This window comes from Amycolatopsis sp. GA6-003 (genome assembly GCF_046267895.1).
Classification (GTDB): Bacteria; Actinomycetota; Actinomycetes; order Mycobacteriales; family Pseudonocardiaceae; genus Amycolatopsis.
In genome coordinates, this window is record NZ_CP176499.1 from 1658525 (window position 1) to 1676198 (window position 17674).

21 protein-coding genes are annotated in these 17674 nt (G+C 71.0%); 11 read left to right on the forward strand and 10 right to left on the reverse strand.

Features of this window, described 5'->3' with window-relative positions; translation table 11 throughout:
- Nucleotides 1-1059, forward strand: a complete 1059-nt coding sequence (gene bioB, locus F9C12_RS06905) for a biotin synthase BioB (RefSeq protein WP_409465222.1) — start codon at nt 1-3, stop codon at nt 1057-1059.
- A gap of 5 nt (nt 1060-1064) precedes the next feature.
- The gene (locus F9C12_RS06910) at nt 1065-2201 is read left to right on the forward strand and encodes an 8-amino-7-oxononanoate synthase (RefSeq protein WP_409466974.1); all 1137 of its coding nucleotides are present in this window, start codon (nt 1065-1067) and stop codon (nt 2199-2201) included.
- Nucleotides 2202-2219: 18 nt separating this feature from the next.
- Here the strand turns inward: F9C12_RS06910 and F9C12_RS06915 are convergent, their stop codons facing one another.
- Nucleotides 2220-2693: a DoxX family protein gene (locus F9C12_RS06915; RefSeq protein ID WP_409465223.1), complete on the reverse strand. Its 474-nt coding sequence runs from the start codon at nt 2691-2693 to the stop codon at nt 2220-2222.
- Nucleotides 2694-2854: 161 nt separating this feature from the next.
- Between F9C12_RS06915 and F9C12_RS06920 the strand changes: the two genes are divergently transcribed.
- The 3 genes from F9C12_RS06920 to F9C12_RS06930 all read left to right on the forward strand — a co-directional run bounded on the left by F9C12_RS06920 (nt 2855) and on the right by F9C12_RS06930 (nt 5101).
- On the forward strand, nt 2855-3343 hold the full coding sequence (locus F9C12_RS06920) for a hypothetical protein (RefSeq protein WP_409465224.1): 489 nt from the start codon (nt 2855-2857) through the stop codon (nt 3341-3343).
- Nucleotides 3344-3486: 143 nt separating this feature from the next.
- The gene (locus tag F9C12_RS06925) at nt 3487-4689 is read left to right on the forward strand and encodes an NAD(P)/FAD-dependent oxidoreductase (protein WP_409465225.1); all 1203 of its coding nucleotides are present in this window, start codon (nt 3487-3489) and stop codon (nt 4687-4689) included.
- Nucleotides 4690-4741: 52 nt separating this feature from the next.
- Complete coding sequence (locus tag F9C12_RS06930; RefSeq protein WP_409465226.1) at nt 4742-5101, forward strand: hypothetical protein; 360 nt, start codon at nt 4742-4744, stop codon at nt 5099-5101.
- Here F9C12_RS06930 and F9C12_RS06935 read toward each other — a convergent pair.
- Nucleotides 5098-5652: a TetR/AcrR family transcriptional regulator gene (locus F9C12_RS06935; protein WP_409465227.1), complete on the reverse strand. Its 555-nt coding sequence runs from the start codon at nt 5650-5652 to the stop codon at nt 5098-5100. The genes F9C12_RS06930 and F9C12_RS06935 overlap by 4 nt on opposite strands.
- A gap of 65 nt (nt 5653-5717) precedes the next feature.
- Between F9C12_RS06935 and F9C12_RS06940 the strand changes: the two genes are divergently transcribed.
- Nucleotides 5718-6176, forward strand: a complete 459-nt coding sequence (locus F9C12_RS06940) for a cupin domain-containing protein (protein WP_409465228.1) — start codon at nt 5718-5720, stop codon at nt 6174-6176.
- Nucleotides 6177-6188: 12 nt separating this feature from the next.
- On the opposite strand, the gene F9C12_RS06945 is transcribed toward F9C12_RS06940, so the two are convergent.
- From F9C12_RS06945 to F9C12_RS06960, 4 genes are all read right to left on the reverse strand, one after another.
- A complete protein-coding gene (locus tag F9C12_RS06945) occupies nt 6189-6935 on the reverse strand; it encodes a hypothetical protein (protein ID WP_409465229.1) in 747 nt (248 codons plus the stop codon).
- An 81-nt stretch (nt 6936-7016) separates the two neighbouring features.
- Nucleotides 7017-7250 carry a hypothetical protein gene (locus F9C12_RS06950; RefSeq protein ID WP_409181153.1) on the reverse strand — a complete coding sequence of 78 codons (234 nt, stop codon included), beginning with the start codon at nt 7248-7250 and terminating at the stop codon, nt 7017-7019.
- A 16-nt stretch (nt 7251-7266) separates the two neighbouring features.
- Complete coding sequence (locus F9C12_RS06955; protein WP_409465230.1) at nt 7267-8880, reverse strand: hypothetical protein; 1614 nt, start codon at nt 8878-8880, stop codon at nt 7267-7269.
- Entirely contained in the window at nt 8873-9127 is a 255-nt protein-coding gene (locus tag F9C12_RS06960) for a hypothetical protein (RefSeq protein ID WP_409181155.1), read from the reverse strand. The genes F9C12_RS06955 and F9C12_RS06960 overlap by 8 nt, the downstream gene beginning before the upstream one ends.
- Nucleotides 9128-9528: 401 nt before the next feature.
- Here F9C12_RS06960 and F9C12_RS06965 point away from each other — a divergent pair, with 401 nt between their 5' ends.
- A complete protein-coding gene (locus tag F9C12_RS06965; RefSeq protein WP_409465231.1) occupies nt 9529-10062 on the forward strand; it encodes a hypothetical protein in 534 nt (177 codons plus the stop codon).
- 233 nt (nt 10063-10295) lie between these two features.
- Here F9C12_RS06965 and F9C12_RS06970 read toward each other — a convergent pair whose 3' ends face one another.
- Entirely contained in the window at nt 10296-10511 is a 216-nt protein-coding gene (locus F9C12_RS06970; RefSeq protein ID WP_409181157.1) for a hypothetical protein, read from the reverse strand.
- A 190-nt stretch (nt 10512-10701) separates the two neighbouring features.
- Between F9C12_RS06970 and F9C12_RS06975 the strand changes: the two genes are divergently transcribed.
- The gene (locus F9C12_RS06975; protein WP_409465232.1) at nt 10702-11841 is read left to right on the forward strand and encodes an SDR family oxidoreductase; all 1140 of its coding nucleotides are present in this window, start codon (nt 10702-10704) and stop codon (nt 11839-11841) included.
- A complete protein-coding gene (locus F9C12_RS06980) occupies nt 11838-12467 on the forward strand; it encodes a phosphoribosyltransferase (RefSeq protein WP_409465233.1) in 630 nt (209 codons plus the stop codon). Before F9C12_RS06975 ends, F9C12_RS06980 begins: the two co-directional genes overlap by 4 nt.
- 179 nt (nt 12468-12646) lie before the next feature.
- On the opposite strand, the gene F9C12_RS06985 is transcribed toward F9C12_RS06980, so the two are convergent.
- On the reverse strand, nt 12647-13642 hold the full coding sequence (locus tag F9C12_RS06985) for an inorganic phosphate transporter (RefSeq protein WP_409465234.1): 996 nt from the start codon (nt 13640-13642) through the stop codon (nt 12647-12649).
- Nucleotides 13643-14257: a DUF47 domain-containing protein gene (locus F9C12_RS06990; RefSeq protein WP_409181161.1), complete on the reverse strand. Its 615-nt coding sequence runs from the start codon at nt 14255-14257 to the stop codon at nt 13643-13645.
- 101 nt (nt 14258-14358) lie between these two features.
- Between F9C12_RS06990 and F9C12_RS06995 the strand changes: the two genes are divergently transcribed.
- Nucleotides 14359-15279 (forward strand): Ku protein, encoded by a 921-nt coding sequence (locus tag F9C12_RS06995; protein ID WP_409181162.1) that lies wholly within the window; start codon nt 14359-14361, stop codon nt 15277-15279.
- A gap of 6 nt (nt 15280-15285) precedes the next feature.
- Here the strand turns inward: F9C12_RS06995 and F9C12_RS07000 are convergent, their stop codons facing one another.
- On the reverse strand, nt 15286-17238 hold the full coding sequence (locus F9C12_RS07000; protein WP_409465235.1) for an aconitate hydratase: 1953 nt from the start codon (nt 17236-17238) through the stop codon (nt 15286-15288).
- A 98-nt stretch (nt 17239-17336) separates the two neighbouring features.
- On the opposite strand from F9C12_RS07000, the gene F9C12_RS07005 reads away from it, so the two are divergent.
- Nucleotides 17337-17672, forward strand: a complete 336-nt coding sequence (locus tag F9C12_RS07005) for a plasmid stabilization protein (RefSeq protein ID WP_409181164.1) — start codon at nt 17337-17339, stop codon at nt 17670-17672.
- Nucleotides 17673-17674: the final 2 nt, after the last annotated feature.

A 17674-nucleotide genomic window follows, 5' to 3' on the forward strand; every position in this document is an offset into this window, starting at 1 on the left:
GTGTTCAAAACCTTCGACGACCTGGCCGACCGGCAGCTGGCCGGCGGCGTACTCGACCGAACTGACGCCCGCGCGGTGCTGGAAGCGCCGGACGAGGACGTGCTCGGCCTGGTCGCGGCCGCGGGGCGGCTGCGGCGCGCGCACTTCGGCAACAAGGTCAAGGTCAACTACCTCGTCAACCTGAAATCGGGCCTGTGCCCCGAGGACTGCGGGTACTGCTCGCAGCGGCTCGGGTCGTCCGCGCAGATCCTCAAGTACTCGTGGCTGTCCGCCGAGGAAACGGCGCGCCAGGCCGGAGCGGGCATCCAGGGCGGCGCGTCGCGGGTGTGCCTGGTCGCGAGCGGGCGCGGGCCGAGCGACCGCGACGTCGACCGGGTCGCGCAAGCCGTCGAGGCGGTGAAGTCCGCGCACTCCGGCGTGGAGGTGTGCGCCTGCCTCGGGCTGCTCAAGGACGGCCAGGCCGAGAAGCTGCGTGAAGCCGGGGTTGACGCGTACAACCACAACCTGAACACGAGCGAGTCCCGGTACTCCGAGATCTGCACGACGCACGGGTACGACGACCGCGTCGACACGGTCGAAAAGGCCAAGTCCGCCGGGCTTTCCGCGTGCTCCGGCCTGATCGTCGGCATGGGCGAGACCGACGACGAGCTGATCGACGCGATCTTCGCGCTGCGCGACCTCGGCAGCGATTCGATCCCGGTCAACTTCCTGATGCCGTTCGAGGGCACGCCGCTCGCCGGCACGTGGGAGCTGAGCCCGTTGCGCGCGCTGCGCATCCTCGCGCTCGCCCGGTTCGCTTGCCCGGCAACGGAAGTCCGGATGGCCGGCGGCCGCGAGATGCACCTGCGGTCGCTGCAGCCGCTCGCGCTGCACGTGGCGAACTCGCTGTTCCTCGGCGACTACCTGACCAGCGAGGGCCAGGCGGCGAAGGCCGACCTGGAGATGATCGCCGACGCCGGCTTCGAGGTGCTCGGCGCGGGCGAGCAGCAGCGGACCGCGCACACCGCTCCGGCACTGCGGGAACGCGGAGCGGGCACCGCCGCCGCGCCCAACGCGTGACCGCCATGGTGTCGATGCACGACTGGCTCACCGCCGCGGGGCGGGACCGGCACGTCGCCGGTCTCGTCCGGCGAACCGACGACCGGAGGCATCCGCGGTCGTCCACATTGGACCTCGCGTCCAACGATTACCTGAGCCTCAGCACCGATCCGCGGCTGCGCGCCGCCGCTGTCCAGGCCGTCGAAAAGTACGGCGCGGGCGCGGGCGCGTCGCGAGTCGTCACCGGCACCACGCCGTGCCACACCGAACTGGAACGCGAACTGGCCAGCCTCACCGGGCAACCGGCCGCGCTCGCGTTTTCCAGCGGCTACACGGCCAATATCGGCGTGATCACCGCGCTCGGTTCGCCGGACACGCTGCTGATCACCGACGCGCACATCCACGCGTCGCTGATCGACGGCGCGCGGCTGTCCCGCTCCCCCGTCGCGATCTGCCCGCACGGCGACCTGGACGCCCTCGCGCACTTGCTGCGCGACCGGGCGCAGGAGCGGGCGATCGTGGCGGTCGAGTCGATTTATTCGGTGCTCGGCGACGCCACGGATCTTGTGCGCACCGCGGCATTGTGCGCGAAATACGACGCTTTCCTGGTGGTCGACGAAGCACACGGCATCGGCGTCGCGGGCAACGGCCGGGGTGCGGTGCACGCGGCCGGTCTCGCGGGCGCGCCGCACGTCGCGGTGACGGCCACGCTGTCGAAAGCGTTGGGCGCGCAAGGCGGCGCGGTGCTCGGATCGCCGCTGCTGCGCGAACATCTGGTCAACACCGCGCGCACCTTCATCTTCGACACCGGCCTCGCCCCCGCCGCGGCCGCGAGCGCGGCGGAAGCGTGCCGGATCATCGCCGCCGAACCTTCGCGGGTCGAAGACTTGCACCGCGCTGCCGTCGCGATCGCCGACGCCGCAAGGGTTTCGCGCGCGCCTGGCGCGGTGCAGTCGATTCCCGCCGACTCTCCGGAACAAGCCGTCGAGGCCGCGAACCTGCTGTACGAAAGGGACATCGTCGTGGGCTGCTTCCGGCCGCCGAGCGTCCCGGACGGCGTTTCCCGGCTCCGGCTGGTCGCCCGCGCCGGAGTCGACCTCGGTCGCGCCCGGGACGCCGCGCGGCTGGCCGCCCAGTGGTCGCGGGCGGCGAGCATCGTCTGATCGCGGACGCCGGCCCGGCTACTCGGGATTGGCCTGAACCGCACCCAGCACCCCACGCGGTTCGGCTTCCGCGCCGGGCGCGTCGCCGGACCGCTTCCGGAACAACCCGTCGAGCGCGAGCGCGCCCGGGCCGGTGAACACCAGCAGCAGGAAGGCCCAGCAGAACATCGCCGCGGGCTCGCCCTTGTTCTGCAGCGGCAGCAAGCCGTCCGGCTGGTGGACGACGAAGTAGGCGTACGCCATCGAGCCGGACGCGAGCAGCGCCGCGATCCGGGTGCCGAGGCCGAAGGCGACCAGGAGGCCGCCGACGAGCTGGATCACCGCGGCGTACCAGGACGGCCACATGCCGAAGGCGACGGTGCCGCCCTTCGGCCCGCCGCCGAAAACGCCGAACAGCGCCGCCGCGCCGTGGGCCGCGAACAGCAGCCCGACGACGATCCGGAACAGGGCGAGCACGAAAGGGACGGCCCGGTCGAGCGCACGCTCTGGCATGGGTCCTCCTCGGAGAGTGACTTAGGTTAGGCTCGCCATACCGTACGTGCCGGGGTCCCTCCCGTCCAGATGCTGTGACCCTCGACAAAGCCGGCTGAACCGTTCCGGTCCGGGCCGCGTGTCCGGGGAAGGGGGCCACCCGCGCACGGTTGGAGGCTGGGATGACTGTCGAAACTCCGGCGAACCCGAGAACCTTCGGGCTGCTGGCCGCACTGGCCGCGACGGGATTGTTCGCCGCGGCCTGCGGCGGCGGGACCACGGCCGCACCGCCCGCCGCACCAACGCATTTGACCGACACCAAGGGCGACACGGTCTACCTGTTCGCCGCGGACCACGACGGCCAGTCGGCCTGCACCGGAAGCTGCGCGAGCTACTGGCCCCCGGTCGCGGCGGGCACGCCGCTCGCGGCGGGCACGCCGCTCGCCGGTCCGGCCCCGGGCAGCGTCGGCGCGATCACGCGGCCGGACGGGTCCCGGCAGGGAACGCTCGGCGGGCACCCGCTGTACCGGTATATCGGCGACAAGTCTCCCGGGCAGACCAACGGCCAGGGCCTGAATCTCAACGGCGGGCTGTGGTGGACGGTCACGCCCGGCGGTGCCGCGATCACGACTTCCGCGCCGGCGAGCGGATCCGGCGGAGGCGGCTACTGAGCAGCGAAGTAACACCCTTCCGGGTAGGCGCTGCCCCCAAGGGGTACCTCTGATCAGGGGACCTTGACCGGGCGGCCGAATAAGACCAAACTTCGCTAGTGATATAAGTACTCCCGTCGTCCCCGCATCGAAGGAGTTCGCCAGTGACCTCGCCGTTCGTCATCATCGGAGCCGGACTGGCCGGAGCCAAGGCCGCGGAAGCGTTGCGCGACAAGGGTTTCGACGGGAAGATCACCATCGTCGGCGACGAGCGGCACCTGCCCTACGAGCGTCCGCCGCTGTCGAAGGACTACCTCGCGGGCAACGCGGAGGCCGAGAGCTTCCAGGTGCACGACGCCGCGTGGTACGCCGAGAAGAACATCGAGCTGCGCCAGGGCGTCAAGGCGACGGCGATCGCGCGGGACGAGAAGCAGGTGACGCTCGACGACGGCACCAGCCTCGGCTACGACAAGCTCCTGCTGGCCACCGGCGCGAGCCCGCGCGAACTGCCGGACACCGCGGGAATCCACTACCTGCGCCGGATCGAGGACGCCGACCGGCTCAAGGAGCTGTTCGGCACCGCGGCGAAGCTGGTGGTCGTCGGCGGCGGCTGGATCGGCCTCGAAGCGACCGCCGCCGCGCGCCAGGCCGGGGTCGAGGTCACCGTGGTCGAGGCGCTCGACCTGCCGCTGCTCACCGCGCTCGGCCCGGAGGTCGCCCCGGTGTTCGCCGACCTGCACCGCGCGCACGGCGTCGACCTGCGGCTCGGCGTCCAGGTCGAGCACATCAGCAACGGCGGGCAGGGCAAGCGGATCCGCCTCGGCGACGGCAGCGTCCTGGAGGCGGACGCGGTCCTGGCCGGGATCGGCGCGAAGCCGAACGTCGAGCTGGCCGAGGCGGCCGGCCTCCGCGTCGACAACGGCGTGGTGACCGACGCGAGCCTGCGCACGAGCGACCCGGACATCTTCGCCGCCGGCGACGTGGCGAACGCCTACCACCCGTTCCTCGGCAAGCACCTGCGCGTCGAGCACTGGGCGAACGCGCTCAACCAGCCCGCGGTGGCGGCGGCCGGGATGCTCGGCAAGGAGGAGTCGTACGACGAGCTTCCGTACTTCTTCACCGACCAGTACGACCTCGGCATGGAATACCTGGGCACCATCGAGGGCCACGACCGCGTCGTGTTCCGCGGCGACGTGCCCGGGCGCGAGTTCATCGCCTTCTGGCTCAAGGAAAACCGCGTTCTGGCAGGGATGAACGTCAACGTCTGGGACGTCACGGACCCGATCAAGGCGCTCATCCGCTCCGGCACGACGGTGGACCCGGAGCGGCTGGCCGACCCCGGGGTCGCGCTGGAGGACCTCGCCTGATCCCGCGGGCCGTTCCGGACCGTGCCCCGGAACGGCCCGCTAGGCTTTCGCCGTGGCGACCGAAATCCTGTCCGCAGGCTGGGACTCTTCGTTCTACGTCTTCCGGACGTCGGCGTTCGACGCGAAGTTCCTCGTCGGCGGCGGCGAAGACCCCGACGAGGTGGACAACGTCGACGTCGAGGTCCATTGCCCCGACGGGTCCCGGTGGAGCGCGACGATGGTCACCCTCGACGAGGCGGACCGGATCATGCGCCGCTGGGAAAGCACCGGCGAGTGCGCCGGCGGCAGCTATTTCGCGGTGCCGGACGGGCTGATCGTCCGCGAACCCGGCGTGCGGAACATGGCCGCCGTGCTGATCGCGATGCACGACAGCGGCGAACTCACGTCTCGTCTGCTGCGCTTGGCCGGCTAGTCCCGGGGCAGCAAGCCCTCCAGCGCCAGTTCCAGGAACCGCCGCCAGTCCCCGCTCCCCGTGCGGACCACCGACGACAGGCAGCCGACCAGCAGATACACGTCGCCGACCGTGCAATCCGCGCGGAGCACCCCCGCCGCCTGGTCCGCCTCGATCGCCTGCGCCACCACGGTTTCCAGCTCCTCGCGCGCTTCGCCCCGCGGTTCGCTCCCCGCCGACCCGCGCGCCGCCTCGATCGCGGAGGACAGCGCCCGGTCCCCGGACAGCACCTCGCCGACGTGCCGCAGATAGCGTTTGACGCCGGATTTCCCGTCGAGGCACCGCTTGCGCGCGTACTCCGCGATCTCGGCGAACCGCTGCTCCGCCACCGCTTCCACGAGCGCCCGCCGGTCCGGGAAATTCCGGTACACCGTCCCGACGCCCACCCCGGCGGCCCGCGCGATCTCCGGCAGCTGGACGTCTTCCTGCCCGGCGAGCAGCGTGCGGGCCGCCTCGAGCACCCGCGCCCGGTTGCGTTCCGCGTCCGCCCTCGGCCTGCGCTCCGTTGACAACCGACGTCCTCCTCGGGTTAATCTGGAAACGGACTCCGCTTCCACTATGTCTGCGAGGATACCCCATGCCGAAGGACCGTTTCCTGCTCCTCCAGCCCGGCGAGGCGCGCCCGGGCCGGGTGCCGCTGCCGCCCGCGTTCGCGGTGAAGGCGATGACCGGCGACACCGAGACCCGGTTCTCCCTGCTGGAGGTGACGCTGGCGCGCGACATCCCGCGCCACGTCCACCACGAGGCCGACGAGTGCGTCTACGTCCTGGAAGGCGAACTGGGCATCGACTTCGCGGACGAGACTCATGTCGCGACGAAGGGGATGTTCGCGCTGCTGCCGCACGGGGTCCCGCACGCGCTGCGGGCGGTGTCGGATCCCCCGCCGCGGCTGCTGCAGATCTCCTCGCCGGGCGGGTGGGAGCACTATCTGGAGGACCTGTTCGAGGCCGGACCGGCGGTGCTGACGGACGGCGCACTGGACCCGGCGAAGATCAATCCGGTGGCGGCCCGGTATTCGATCACGTATGAGGAGTGACGCCGCGCGGGCTCAGTGCTGCAGCACCGGCCAGACCGCCGCCGGATGGCAGTGTTCCGGGCACGCGAGCAAGTACAGTGCGTTGCCGAGAAACAGCACGTAGGCGTCGGAATAGGAGCTGTCCGGCTGTTCAGGCTGACCGGGGCGGCTCTCGAACCCGACATCCTCCGGCAGCCCGCACAAGAACAGCATCTCGGCTCCGCACGCGCAGCGGTGGCTTTCCGGATCCTGTTGCCAGTGGGGCAGACCGCCGACCTTGAACTCGCTCCGGCCGACGCTCACTCCGGTTTCGCCTGAGGGAACGGCCCGCCACCGGGTCTCCGTCTCGCACTCCGGACGGAGCACCAGTTCCGAGCCGGGGAGATGCGGTTCCTCCTCGGCCGGAACGGTCGGATCCCGATGCAGCATGATCCGCCAGAACGCGCCAGGATGGCCCCAAATCCGCGGTTTTTCCCAGTATCGCGGCGGAAACTGCTCCGACTCTTCCCGCAGACAGGCCGCGTCGTTGTGCACCGGGCACTGGAACACGAGCAGGTGGTCGCCGCCGAAGCGCGGGATGTCCGGCGGGACGTCCAGCTGGAAGAAGAGCACCATCCGCGCGCCGCAGCAGCATTCCGGCCAGTCCTCGCCTTCGGGCAGGATCGGCCGCCCGCCGAAGGTGTTCCGGGAACCAGGGCTCGCCGGGACGTGCGAGTCTTCCACCAAATACATCGGAACGTCCGGGCGGCGGACCGCGGCCGACGGTGCGAAGGAAGTCACCGGGCCAGCCTAGAGCGGCGCGCGAGATTCCTCGCTGAAACCCGGAAAAGCGGGCACCGGAGCCGGTGCCCGCCCCGCCGCTTACGCCGTCCGCAACCGCCGCCACTCCCACGCGGCCAGCCCCGCGAACAGCACCGTCGCCACGCAAGCGACCGCCGTCAGCAGCCATTCGGCCTCCCCGCCTCCGCCGTCCGGAGACGCGCCGGTCGTGCGCTCGATCCAGTCCGGAACCGTCAGGCTCAGCACCAGCGTGACCGCGCTGAGCGCGGCGAGCACGGCCTCCGCCGCGATCCGGAGCTTGTGCGCAGTGTTCATGAGAACCTCCCTGCTCTCAGTACTTCGCCGCGTTGAGGCGGGTCCGCCAGGTGTTGCCGGCGCCGGCGTATTCGCCGTAGCTCCACACGGTCCGGGAATCCGACGGGTCCCGGCCGATGCCGAAGTAGTCGCCCCAGCGGCCCCCGGTGTAGGCGCTCTGCCCGGCGATCACCGAGGCGCTGCCCTGCAGCGTGCCCGGCGGGTCGGCGGCGAGGCGGCCGGTCTGGCGGAAGTGCCCGTATTCGTCGGCCGCGGACCGGCCGAACGCCACGTGGGCGTTGCGCGAGACGTCGGTCTGGATCACCGGGAAGAAGTAGTGCCTGCTCGGTGCGCCGAACGCGCCTTGCTGCGCGATCGAGTGGCTCGGCACGTCGATCTCGTACCACTGCACCACGGACCGTGCCTCGGTGTCGCCCGGCCAGCTGTACGCGGACGTGTGCGTCGTCCACAACCGCTGGGTGCGGCCCGCGGACTGGAAGACCGCGTTGAGCAACCGGGTGTCGTTCGTGGCGATCCGCGTCGCCCCGCCGTCCTTCTGCACCGCGCCGGGCGGCAGGTTGTAGCTGCGGCAGGGCACCGAGGCCGAGGTCAGGCTCGGCGCGCCGCCGGACCACAGGGCCAGCGGGTTCGCCAGCGTCCACAGGGTGAGGCTCGACCCCGACGGGAACAGCGAGTTCACCAGGTAGGCGCGCGGATTCCCGCCCAAGCCCTGGAAATGGCAGCACGGCTGGACGGAGAACGCGTCGCTGCGGTCCGGGTTCTTCAGGCCCCAGAAATCCCACCAGCGGATGGTGTGGGCCGCGCCGGCCCCGCCGCCGTACAGCTCCGCCTTGTTGAAGATCCGCAGTTTCGCGTGGGCGAACCCGCCGCCGAAGGCGAACTGGTTGGTGGACACGTAAATCGCCTGGGTGTCGAAGCCCAGCATCGGATAGTCCGACCAGTTGCCGGTCGCGGTGGAGCCGTTCGCCGTCGCGTCCGTGCTCCAGATCCAGTACGCGCCCGCGGGGTCGCCGGTCTGCGAGACGCCGAGCATGATCCAGGAGCCCCGCGGGTTCGCCCGCCGGGCGGCGATGCAGACGATCCACCGGCCGCTGTAGTGGTCGTAGGCCAGTTTCGGGTCGAAAAGCTGCGCGCCGGCGGGCAGCACCGGGTTGAACAGCGCGGTGAAATTGGCCCACCGGAACTGCTGCAGGCCAGTCTTGTCGTAGCCGACCAGGTCCACGTTGACCGCGGCCAGCACCTGCTTCGGACCGACCGCGACCGTGCAGTCCGGCGGCCGGAACGCGGTCTGCGAAATCCCGTCGAAACTCGCCGACGCCGCCGGGGCCAGGCCCTCGGCGATCTCGTCCTCCGGCGGATTGTCCTCCGCCGGTTCCGCCGCCGCTTCTTCGTCGAGCTGCACGTCGAGCGCGTCCCCGGGCGCGAGCGCCTCCGCGCCGTGCTCCCGCGCGCCGGTCTTCAGCCGGTCGTACTCCTCGACCGGCACCGGGAACCGGTGCGCGAACAACGGAGACCGTTCCGGCGACGGCGGTTCGGCGAGCAGTTCGCCGACCGTCAGATCCGCCATTTCCCGCGACGCGCCGCCCGCCGTTCCGCCGGCCTGGCCCTCGAGCGCCTGTGCCTCAGGCATCACGGTGATCACCCTCTTCCTCCGCGGCCTCGTCGCCGGCCCGTGCCGGGGCGTCGGCCTCCTCCTCCCGATCGCGGTGCCGCTCCGCGGCCGCCTTCAGCCGCTCCAGCTCGGCGGCCGGAACCGGCATCCCGATCGGAATCTCGTACCCCAGTTCCGGTTCGGCGGGCGCGTTTTCGCCCGCCGGACCGCTTTCCGCGCCCTCGCCGCGCCCGGCTCCGGACCTCGGCTCTTCCCGTTCGCCCATCGTCCACCCCCGGGAATTCCGCCCGAAAAGATCGCTTCCGGACGCGTTCACGAAAAAGGTCGCATCCGGGCCGGGAACGGATACCGGCGCACCGCGACTTCAGCCGAACGGCGCAGCGGAAATCGATTCCCGCAGCTTTTTACCGGCCCGCCGAGAAGGCGCATAAAAACCGACTGGAAACGGTTTCGAAGAATCTTTCCTGACGTCCGGGGCACGCCGCCGCAGCCTGCCCTGAACGCCCGAATGCCGACAGATCAAGCAGTTCGAGCCCGCTCGCGCATTTTGTCGCCCGGCAAGTTGAGCACCCGGTTAATTCTTCACGCATTCCTTCGAAGGTAGGTAGTGCGCTCGTCCGGATTCGGCACACCCTGGCGCGACCGTGCTCCAGGGAGGAGATTTCCATGTCCCGACTTGCCCGTTTCGGCGCGCCTGCCGTTTTAGTGGCCGGTTCGCTCGTTTTGACCGCGCCGGCCGCGCACGCCGCCGCGGCCCACCCGCTCGCCGCGAAATGCTCGCAGTCCTACCTGCCGCTGCCCGATCCCGTCTGCACGCCGGGCGCGACCAACCCGGACGTCACCCAGGACACCATCGACGACACGATCTGCGTTCCCGGCTGGACGGCCACCGTCCGCCCGCCGACGTCCTACACCACCAAGCTCAAAAAGCAGGGCATCATCGATTACGGCTATTCCGACACCTCGCTGAGTTCGTACGAGGAGGACCACTTCCTGCCGCTCGAACTGGGCGGCGCGCCGAAGGACCCGAAGAACCTCTGGCCCGAACCGCACGACGGCGACCAGAACTCCTACCGCAAGGATTCGGTCGAGAACGCGGTCAAGAAGGCGGTCTGCGCAGGGAAGGCGACCCTCGCCGACGCGCAGCACGCCATGCTGACCGACTGGACCACCGCGGAGTCCGTGCTCGGCATCGACTGATGCGCGAACTCCGGCCGCGCCGCGCCGCGAACGTCCGGGAAGGGCTCCGTGAGGGAATCGGATTCCCTCACGGAGCCCTTCCCGGCGCAGTCGGCCCACGTTCTTCCGGGTCGGCGCTGCGCAGAACCCCGTGCTCCTGATGGTCACACCGCCGCGCTTCCGGCAACCGGGGAGCCTGATTCCGGAGCAGCCGATCCGGAATCAGGCTCCCCGGCCGTACACCAGGTTCCCGGTCATCCTTCCGAGGGCCGCGCGAGCATGGCCAGCCGAGGACGGCGCGTCTCCCCCAGCCCGGGTCCGGGCCGGTGTGCGCGGCACACCGTGCACACCACGGCGTGGCTGACCGGCGTCCCGTCCTCCTGGACCAGCCTGCCCACGTGCACCGCCTCGCGCCCGCACTGTCCACAGGGGACGGTCGCGCTTTCCGGGTCTACCAGCAGCCTGCTCATCTCGCGCTCCTTCCGGCGGTCGCTGTCGCCCGCCCGGTTACCCGGGGCCTCGCTGGGCAAACCGGACGCTCTCGGCGTTCCCGTTTGGCCTGGCCAGGAGCGGGTAAGCCCCGGCGGAGGCACCGCTCAGCGCGGTGTGCGGGGAGTGTCCGCCGAGCCGCCGGACTCCTGGTCCGGGGAAAGGATTTCCATGCCGCCCGTCGTAGTCGTGACCGGGGCCAGCGCCGGGGTGGGCCGGGCCGTCGCCCGTGCTTACGGAGCCCGCGGCGCGAAAGTCGCGTTGCTGGCGCGGGGCGAGAAGGGGCTCGCCGCCGCAGCCGAGGACGTCCGCGAAGCCGGGGGCACGCCGCTGGAGCTGCCGACGGACGTGGCCGACTTCGCCCAGGTCGACGCCGCCGCGTCCCGGGCCGAGGAAGAGCTGGGGCCGATCGACGTCTGGGTGAATGTCGCGTTCAGCTCGGTGTTCGCCCGGTTCGCCGACATCCGCCCCGACGAATACCGCCGGGTCACCGAGGTGACGTACCTCGGTTTCGTGCACGGCACGATGGCCGCCCTCGAACGGATGAAACCGCGCGACGCGGGCACGATCGTGCAGGTCGGCTCGGCGCTCGCGTACCGCGGAATTCCGCTGCAGAGCGCGTACTGCGGGGCCAAGCACGCGATTCAGGGCTTCAACGAAGCGCTTCGCTGCGAACTTCTCCACGAGCACAGCGGAATCCGCACGACCATGGTGCAGCTGCCCGCGGTCAACACGCCACAGTTCAGCTGGCTGCTGTCCCGGCTTCCCGAGCACGCCCAGCCGGTGCCGCCGATTTACCAGCCCGAACTCGCCGCCCGCGCGGTGCTGCACGCCGCCGACCACCCGCGCCGCCGCGAATACTGGGTCGGCACGAGCACCGCCGCGACGCTGCTGGCCAACGCCGTCGCGCCCGGGCTGCTCGACCGGTACCTCGCCCGCACCGGCTTCGGCGCACAGCAAACCGGGCAGCCCCAGTCGCCGGCCCAGCCCGCGAACCTGTGGGAACCGGCGGACGGCCCGCGCGGTTTCGACTACGGCGCGCACGGGGAATTCGACCAGCAGGCCAAGGCGCACGACGTCCAGCCGATGCTCAGCCGCCACCACGGCGCGGTGGCGGCCGGGGTGGCCGCGGCTGCTGTCGCCGCCGGGCAATTGCTTCGCCGCACCGGGAAGTCCACAAAGGACACCCGGCCTGCGGCAACCGGTTCGCGCCGGAAACCCGCTCAGCGGAAGAAAACCCGGAAGCCAGCCGCGGGCTTGGCCGCCGCCGGGTTGTTGCTGCGCCGCATCGCGAAGAAGGACCGCCGATGAGACCGTTCCGCAACCGCGCCGACGCGGGCGCCCGGCTGGCCTCCGCACTGGCCTGCCGGGAGTGGGCCGACCCGGTCGTCTTCGGCCTCGCCCGCGGCGGGCTGCCGGTTGCCGCACCCGTCGCGCAGGAACTGGACGCGCCGCTGGAATTGATGGTCGCCCGCAAAATCGGCGCACCCGGACAGCCGGAACTCGGTCTCGGCGCCGTCGCGGCGGACGGACCGCCGTTCTTCGACCGCGCCGGGCTCCGCGCGCTGGGATTGACGCCCGACGACGTCGCCCCTCAGGTCGACCACGCCCGCTCCGAGGCCCGCGACCAGGTCCGCCGCTACCTGGGCGAGCGCGTTCCCCGCTCCCCGGCAGGCCACGACGTGGTAGTGATCGACGACGGCGTGGCCACCGGCGGAACCGCGATCGCCGCCCTGCGCGCACTCCGGTCACACGCCCCGCTGCGACTGGTCTTCGCCGCTCCGGTCGGTGCGCCGCCCGCGCTGGACAAGCTCACCCGCGAAGCGGACGAAGTGGTCTGCCTGGAGGAACCCGACGAGTTCCGCGCGGTCGGCCAGTTCTACGCGGACTTCAGCCCCACCAGCGACGACGAAGTCCTCGCCCTCGTGCCCAGGTGATCAGCCCAACGACAGAGGTCAAAACAATCACCGCGCCGCGCGCTGGACACGCTCACCCGCGAAGCAGCGGTCTCCCTGACTTCAGCCCCGCCAGCGACAACCCCTCGTCCCCAGGTGAGCAACCCGACAGAGGCCAGCACCACCACCGCACTGCAAACCTGGTCGCCGCCGCCAGGTGATCAGCCGAACGCCGACAAAAGCCAGAACATCAGCGCGGCCACCCCAGCCGCCGCCGGGAACGTCAGTACCCAGCCCAGCACGATGTCGCGCGCGATTCCCCAGCGCACCGCCGAAAGCCGCCGGGTGGCGCCCACCCCCATCACGGCCGCGGTGATCACGTGCGTGGTCGAAATCGGGGCCTTCACCGCGAAAGCGGTCAGGTACAGCACCGAAGCCCCGACCGATTCCGCGACGAAGCCGTGCGGCGGGTCGAGCGGGAAGACTCGGCGGCCGAGCGTCCGCATGATCCGCATGCCGCCCGAGCAGGTGCCGAGCGACAGTGCCCCGGCGCACACCAGCGTCACCCACAGGGGCACCGCGAACGTGTCCTGTTTGCCCGCCGCGATCAGGGCCAGGACGAGCACCCCCATGCCCTTCTGCGCGTCCTGCAACCCGTGTCCGAGCGCGAGCGCCGAGGCCGACACGATCTGCATCCGGCGGAACACCCGGCCGCTGCGGTGCGGGTTCGCCCGGCGCAGCAGCCACAGCGCCGCCATCATCGCCGCGTAGCCGAGCACCAGCCCGAGCAGCGGCGACGCGACCATCGGCACCAGCACTTTCTCGACGATGCCCGTCCAGTGCACCGTGCTCGCCGCGGCCAGCGCCGCCCCGACCATGCCGCCGATCAGCGAATGCGACGACGAGGACGGCAGCCCGAAATACCAGGTCACGAGGTTCCACGCGATCGCGCCGACCAGCGCGGCGAGCACCACGGTCAGCGCGCCCGGCCCGGCCGGGACGTCGATGATTCCTTTCGCGACGGTCGCGGCGATCCCGGTCGACAGCAGCGCCCCGGCCAGGTTCATCACCGCGGCCAGCACGAGCGCGGTGCGCAGCGGGAGCGCCCGGGTCGACACCGCGCTGGCGATCGCGTTGGCGGCGTCGTGGAAACCGTTGGTGTAGTCGAAGAAGACCGTCAGCACCACGACGGCGACCAGCGCGGCGGTGCCGTCCACTCAGGACTCCTTGACCGCGATGGTCTGCACCACGTCCGCGACGTGCTCGAACCCGTCGGCGGCCAGTTCGAACTGTTCGACGACTTCCTTCGCCTTGAGCACCTCGAGCGCGTCCGCCCCTGGCTGGAACAGGTCGGCCAGCATCCGCCGGTAGGTGTGGTCGGCCTCGTTCTCGAGCGCGTTGATCTCGATCCAGTACGGCGACAGCTCGCCGACCTTCGCCAGCCCCGGCATGGCTTCCGCGGTCAGCTCCGCGGCCCGGCACAGCACGCGCAGCATCCCCTTGGTGCCCGGCGGGAACGCCTCGAGCCGGTAGAGCACCGCGAGGTCGGCGGCAGTGTCCAAAAAGTCCAGGACGTCGTCGATCCGCGCGGCGAGCGCCTGGATGTCCTCGCGGTCGAACGGCGTGACGAACGTGCTGTTCAGCTCGACCATGATGGTGTGCGTCAGGTCGTCGCCGGCGTGTTCGACCTCGTGCAGCCGGGCCGCGATCGCCTCCCGGTCGGGGGGAGCGGCCTCGGTGAGGTCGCGCAGCAGGGCGGTGGCGGTGACGAGGTTCGCGGCCGCGTCCGCGAGCAGCTGGAAGAACTGGCTTCCGCGAGGTTTTATGCGCATCGGAGCAGAAGCTACCCCGAAACCCCCTCGGTTACACCGGCGCGGTGTGCCGGGCGCCCGGATCGGGTACCCGGCGGGCAACGAAGAGGAAGGAGCGGCCGATGCGTCCGGTCTGGCAGGGTTCGCTGTCGTTCGGGCTGGTGAACGTCCCGGTGCGGATGTACAAGGCGGTCGAGGACCACGCCGTGCACTTCACGCAGTTCCAGCGCGGGACCCGCGACCGGATCCGGTACCGGCGGGTCAACGAGCGGACCGGCGACGAGGTGCCCTACTCCGACATCGTCCGCGGCCGGGAGGTCGGCGACGACGAGTACGTGCTGGTCGAGCAGGAGGAACTGGACGAGATCGCGCCGGGCCGGTCGCGCTCGCTCGAGGTGGAGGCCTTCGTGGACCTCGCCGAGGTCGACCCGGTGTACTTCGACCGCGCCTACTGGCTCGCGCCGGCCAAAGAGGAAGGACAGCGGCCGTACGTGCTGCTGCTCGACGCACTGGCCCGCCGCGACAAGGCAGCCGTGGCGAAGTTCGTCTTCCACGGCCGCGAGCACCTCGCGCTCGCCCGCGCCGGCGACGGGGTGATCGTGCTCAACACGCTGCATTACGCCGCCGAGGTGCGCAAGGCGGACGACGTCCCGCAGCTGCCGGCCAAGGCCAAGACCAACCAGAAGGAGCTGGACCTCGCGGTCAAGCTGATCGACGCGATGTCCGAGCCGTGGAAGCCGGAGGAGTTCCACGACACCTACCGGCAGCGGGTGGACGAGCTGATCGAGGCGAAACGGGCCGGGAACACCGTCACGCCCGCCGAGGAGCCGCAGCAGCCGACGAAGGTGGTCGACCTCATGGAGGCGCTGGCCAACAGCGTGCGCAGCAGCCGCAAGCCGCGCGGTTCGGACAGCCGCTCGAAGACCCCGGACCTGTCCGAACTGTCCAAGACGGAACTGCAGAAACTGGCGAAGGAACGCGACGTCAAGGGCCGTTCGAAGATGTCCCGGGCAGACCTGGAGGCCGCGCTGAAGGCTTCCTGACCAGCCTCAGTGCAGCGTCCGCGCCAGCTGCGGAATCCGGCCGCCCGCCAGCAGCACGTCGACTTGGCGCGGCGACAACTGGTGCCTCGCCCGGTATTCCTCGCCCCGCGTCCGGTTCCGCACGAGGAATTCCGCCACCTCGGCCAGCCGGTGCAGCCCGGAGACGCACAGCACGTCGTCGCGCTCGATCTTCCCGCTGTCGTCCGGGTCGGCGAATTCCAGCGGCAGCACGCCGAAGTTGACCAGGTTCTGCCAGTGGATCCGGGCGAACGAGCAGGCCAGCACCGCGCGCAGGCCCAGGTACCGGGCGGTGATCGCGGCGTGCTCGCGCGAGGAGCCCTGGCCGTAGTTCTCCCCCGCCACCACGAAATGCACCGGACTGTCCGCGGCGCGCTTCGGGTAGTCCTCGTCGATCCGGGTGAAGGTGAACTCGGCCAGTTTCGGGATGTTCGAGCGGTACGGCAGCGCGCGGGCGCCGGCGGGCGAGATCTCGTCGGTCGACACGTTGTCCCCGGCCTTCAGCAGGACCGGGCCCTCGATCTCGTCCGGCAGCGGGTCGAAGTCCGGCAGCCCGGCGACGTTCGGGCCCTTCACCAGCTCCTCCCGCAGCGCCTCCTCCTCGGGCGGCGGAGCGGCGAAGACGCGCGGGTCGGCGGCCGAACGGGCCGGAGCGGTCACGCGCGGGTGCGCGAGGTGGTGGGCGGTGGCGTAATCGCGCGGATCGGTCAGGACGCCGGTCAGCGCCGACACCGCGGCGGTCTCCGGCGAGCACAGCCAGACCGCGTCGTCCGCGGTGCCGGACCGGCCGGGGAAGTTGCGCGGGAACGTGCGCAGCGAGTTCGTGCCCGGCGCGGGCGCCTGCCCCATCCCGATGCAGCCGAGGCAGCCCGCCTGATGCACCCGGGCCCCGGCCGCGACCAGGTCGGTGAGGTGCCCGCTGCGGGCCAGTTCGACGAGGATCTGCCGCGACGTCGGGTTGACGTCGAAGCTGACCGAATCGGCCGTCTGCCTGCCCCGGATCGTGGCGGCGGCGACCGCGAAGTCGCGGAACCCGGGGTTGGCCGACGACCCGAGCACGACCTGCCCGACCGGCGTCCCGGACACCTCGCGCACCGGCACCACGTTGCCCGGAGACGACGGCTTCGCCACCAATGGCTCCACAGTGGACAGATCGATCTCGTCCTCGAGGTCGTAGGAAGCGTCGCGTCCGGCGCGCAGGTCGCGGAAGTCGTGTTCGCGGCCCTCCGCCCGCAGGAAGACGCGGATCGCCTCGTCGGCGGGGAACACCGTCGCGGTCGCGCCCAGCTCGGCGCCCATGTTCGCGATCACGTGCCGGTCCATCGCGCTCAGGCAGGCCAGCCCGGGACCGTGGTACTCGACGATCCGGTGCCGTCCGCCGCTCACGCCGTGCCGTCGCAGCATCTCCAGCACGACGTCCTTCGCCGACACCCACGACGGCAGCTCGTTCTCCAGCCGGACGCCCCAGATCTCCGGCATCCGCAGGTAGAGCGGCTCCCCGGCGATGGCCAGCGCGACTTCGAGGCCGCCGACGCCGACGGCGAGCATGCCCAGCGCCCCGGCCGCGCAGGTGTGCGAATCGGACCCGGCGAGGCTCTTGCCGGGCACGCCGAAGCGCTCCATGTGCGTCGGATGCGACACCCCGTTGCCCGGTTTGGAGAACCACAGCCCGAACCGGCGGCAGGCCGAGCGCAGATAGGCGTGGTCCTCGGCGTTCTTCTCGTCCGCCTGCAGCAGGTTGTGGTCGACGTACTGCACGCTCAGCTCGGTCCGCGCCCGGTCGAGCCCGAGCGCCTCCAGTTCCTGCATCACGAGCGTGCCCGTGGCGTCCTGGGTCAGCGTCTGGTCGACCCGCAGGCCGATTTCGGTCCCCGGTTCGAGCCGGCCGGCGACCAGGTGCTCGGCCAGCAGCCGCCCGGCGAGAGTCTGTTCGCGTCCCACTCGCGAGCGGGTACCCGTTTCCGACGCGGCGAACCGCGATGTTTCCGCCTCGCCCGCGCGGGCAACCCGGGGATCAAGAACGGCGGAAGGAGACTGGGATGCCGCAGCAGGCTTGGAGCGCGAAACGCGAACGGCAGTACCAGCACATCGAGGAGTCGCAGGAAGAACGCGGCGCGAGCAAGAAGCGCGCGAAGGAGATCGCCGCCCGCACGGTGAACAAGAACCGGGCGCAGTCGGGCGAATCGGACCGCGCGAGCAAATCCTCGGTGCGGGACAAATCGCCGCAGCAGCGCGGCGGGCACCGCTCCGGCAAGCGGCTCGGCCCCGGCGGCCCGACGCGCGACCAGCTGTACAACGAGGCCAAGAAGCGCAACATCCACGGCCGGTCCACGATGACGAAGAAGGAACTGGCGAAGGCGCTCGGCCGGGACTGAGT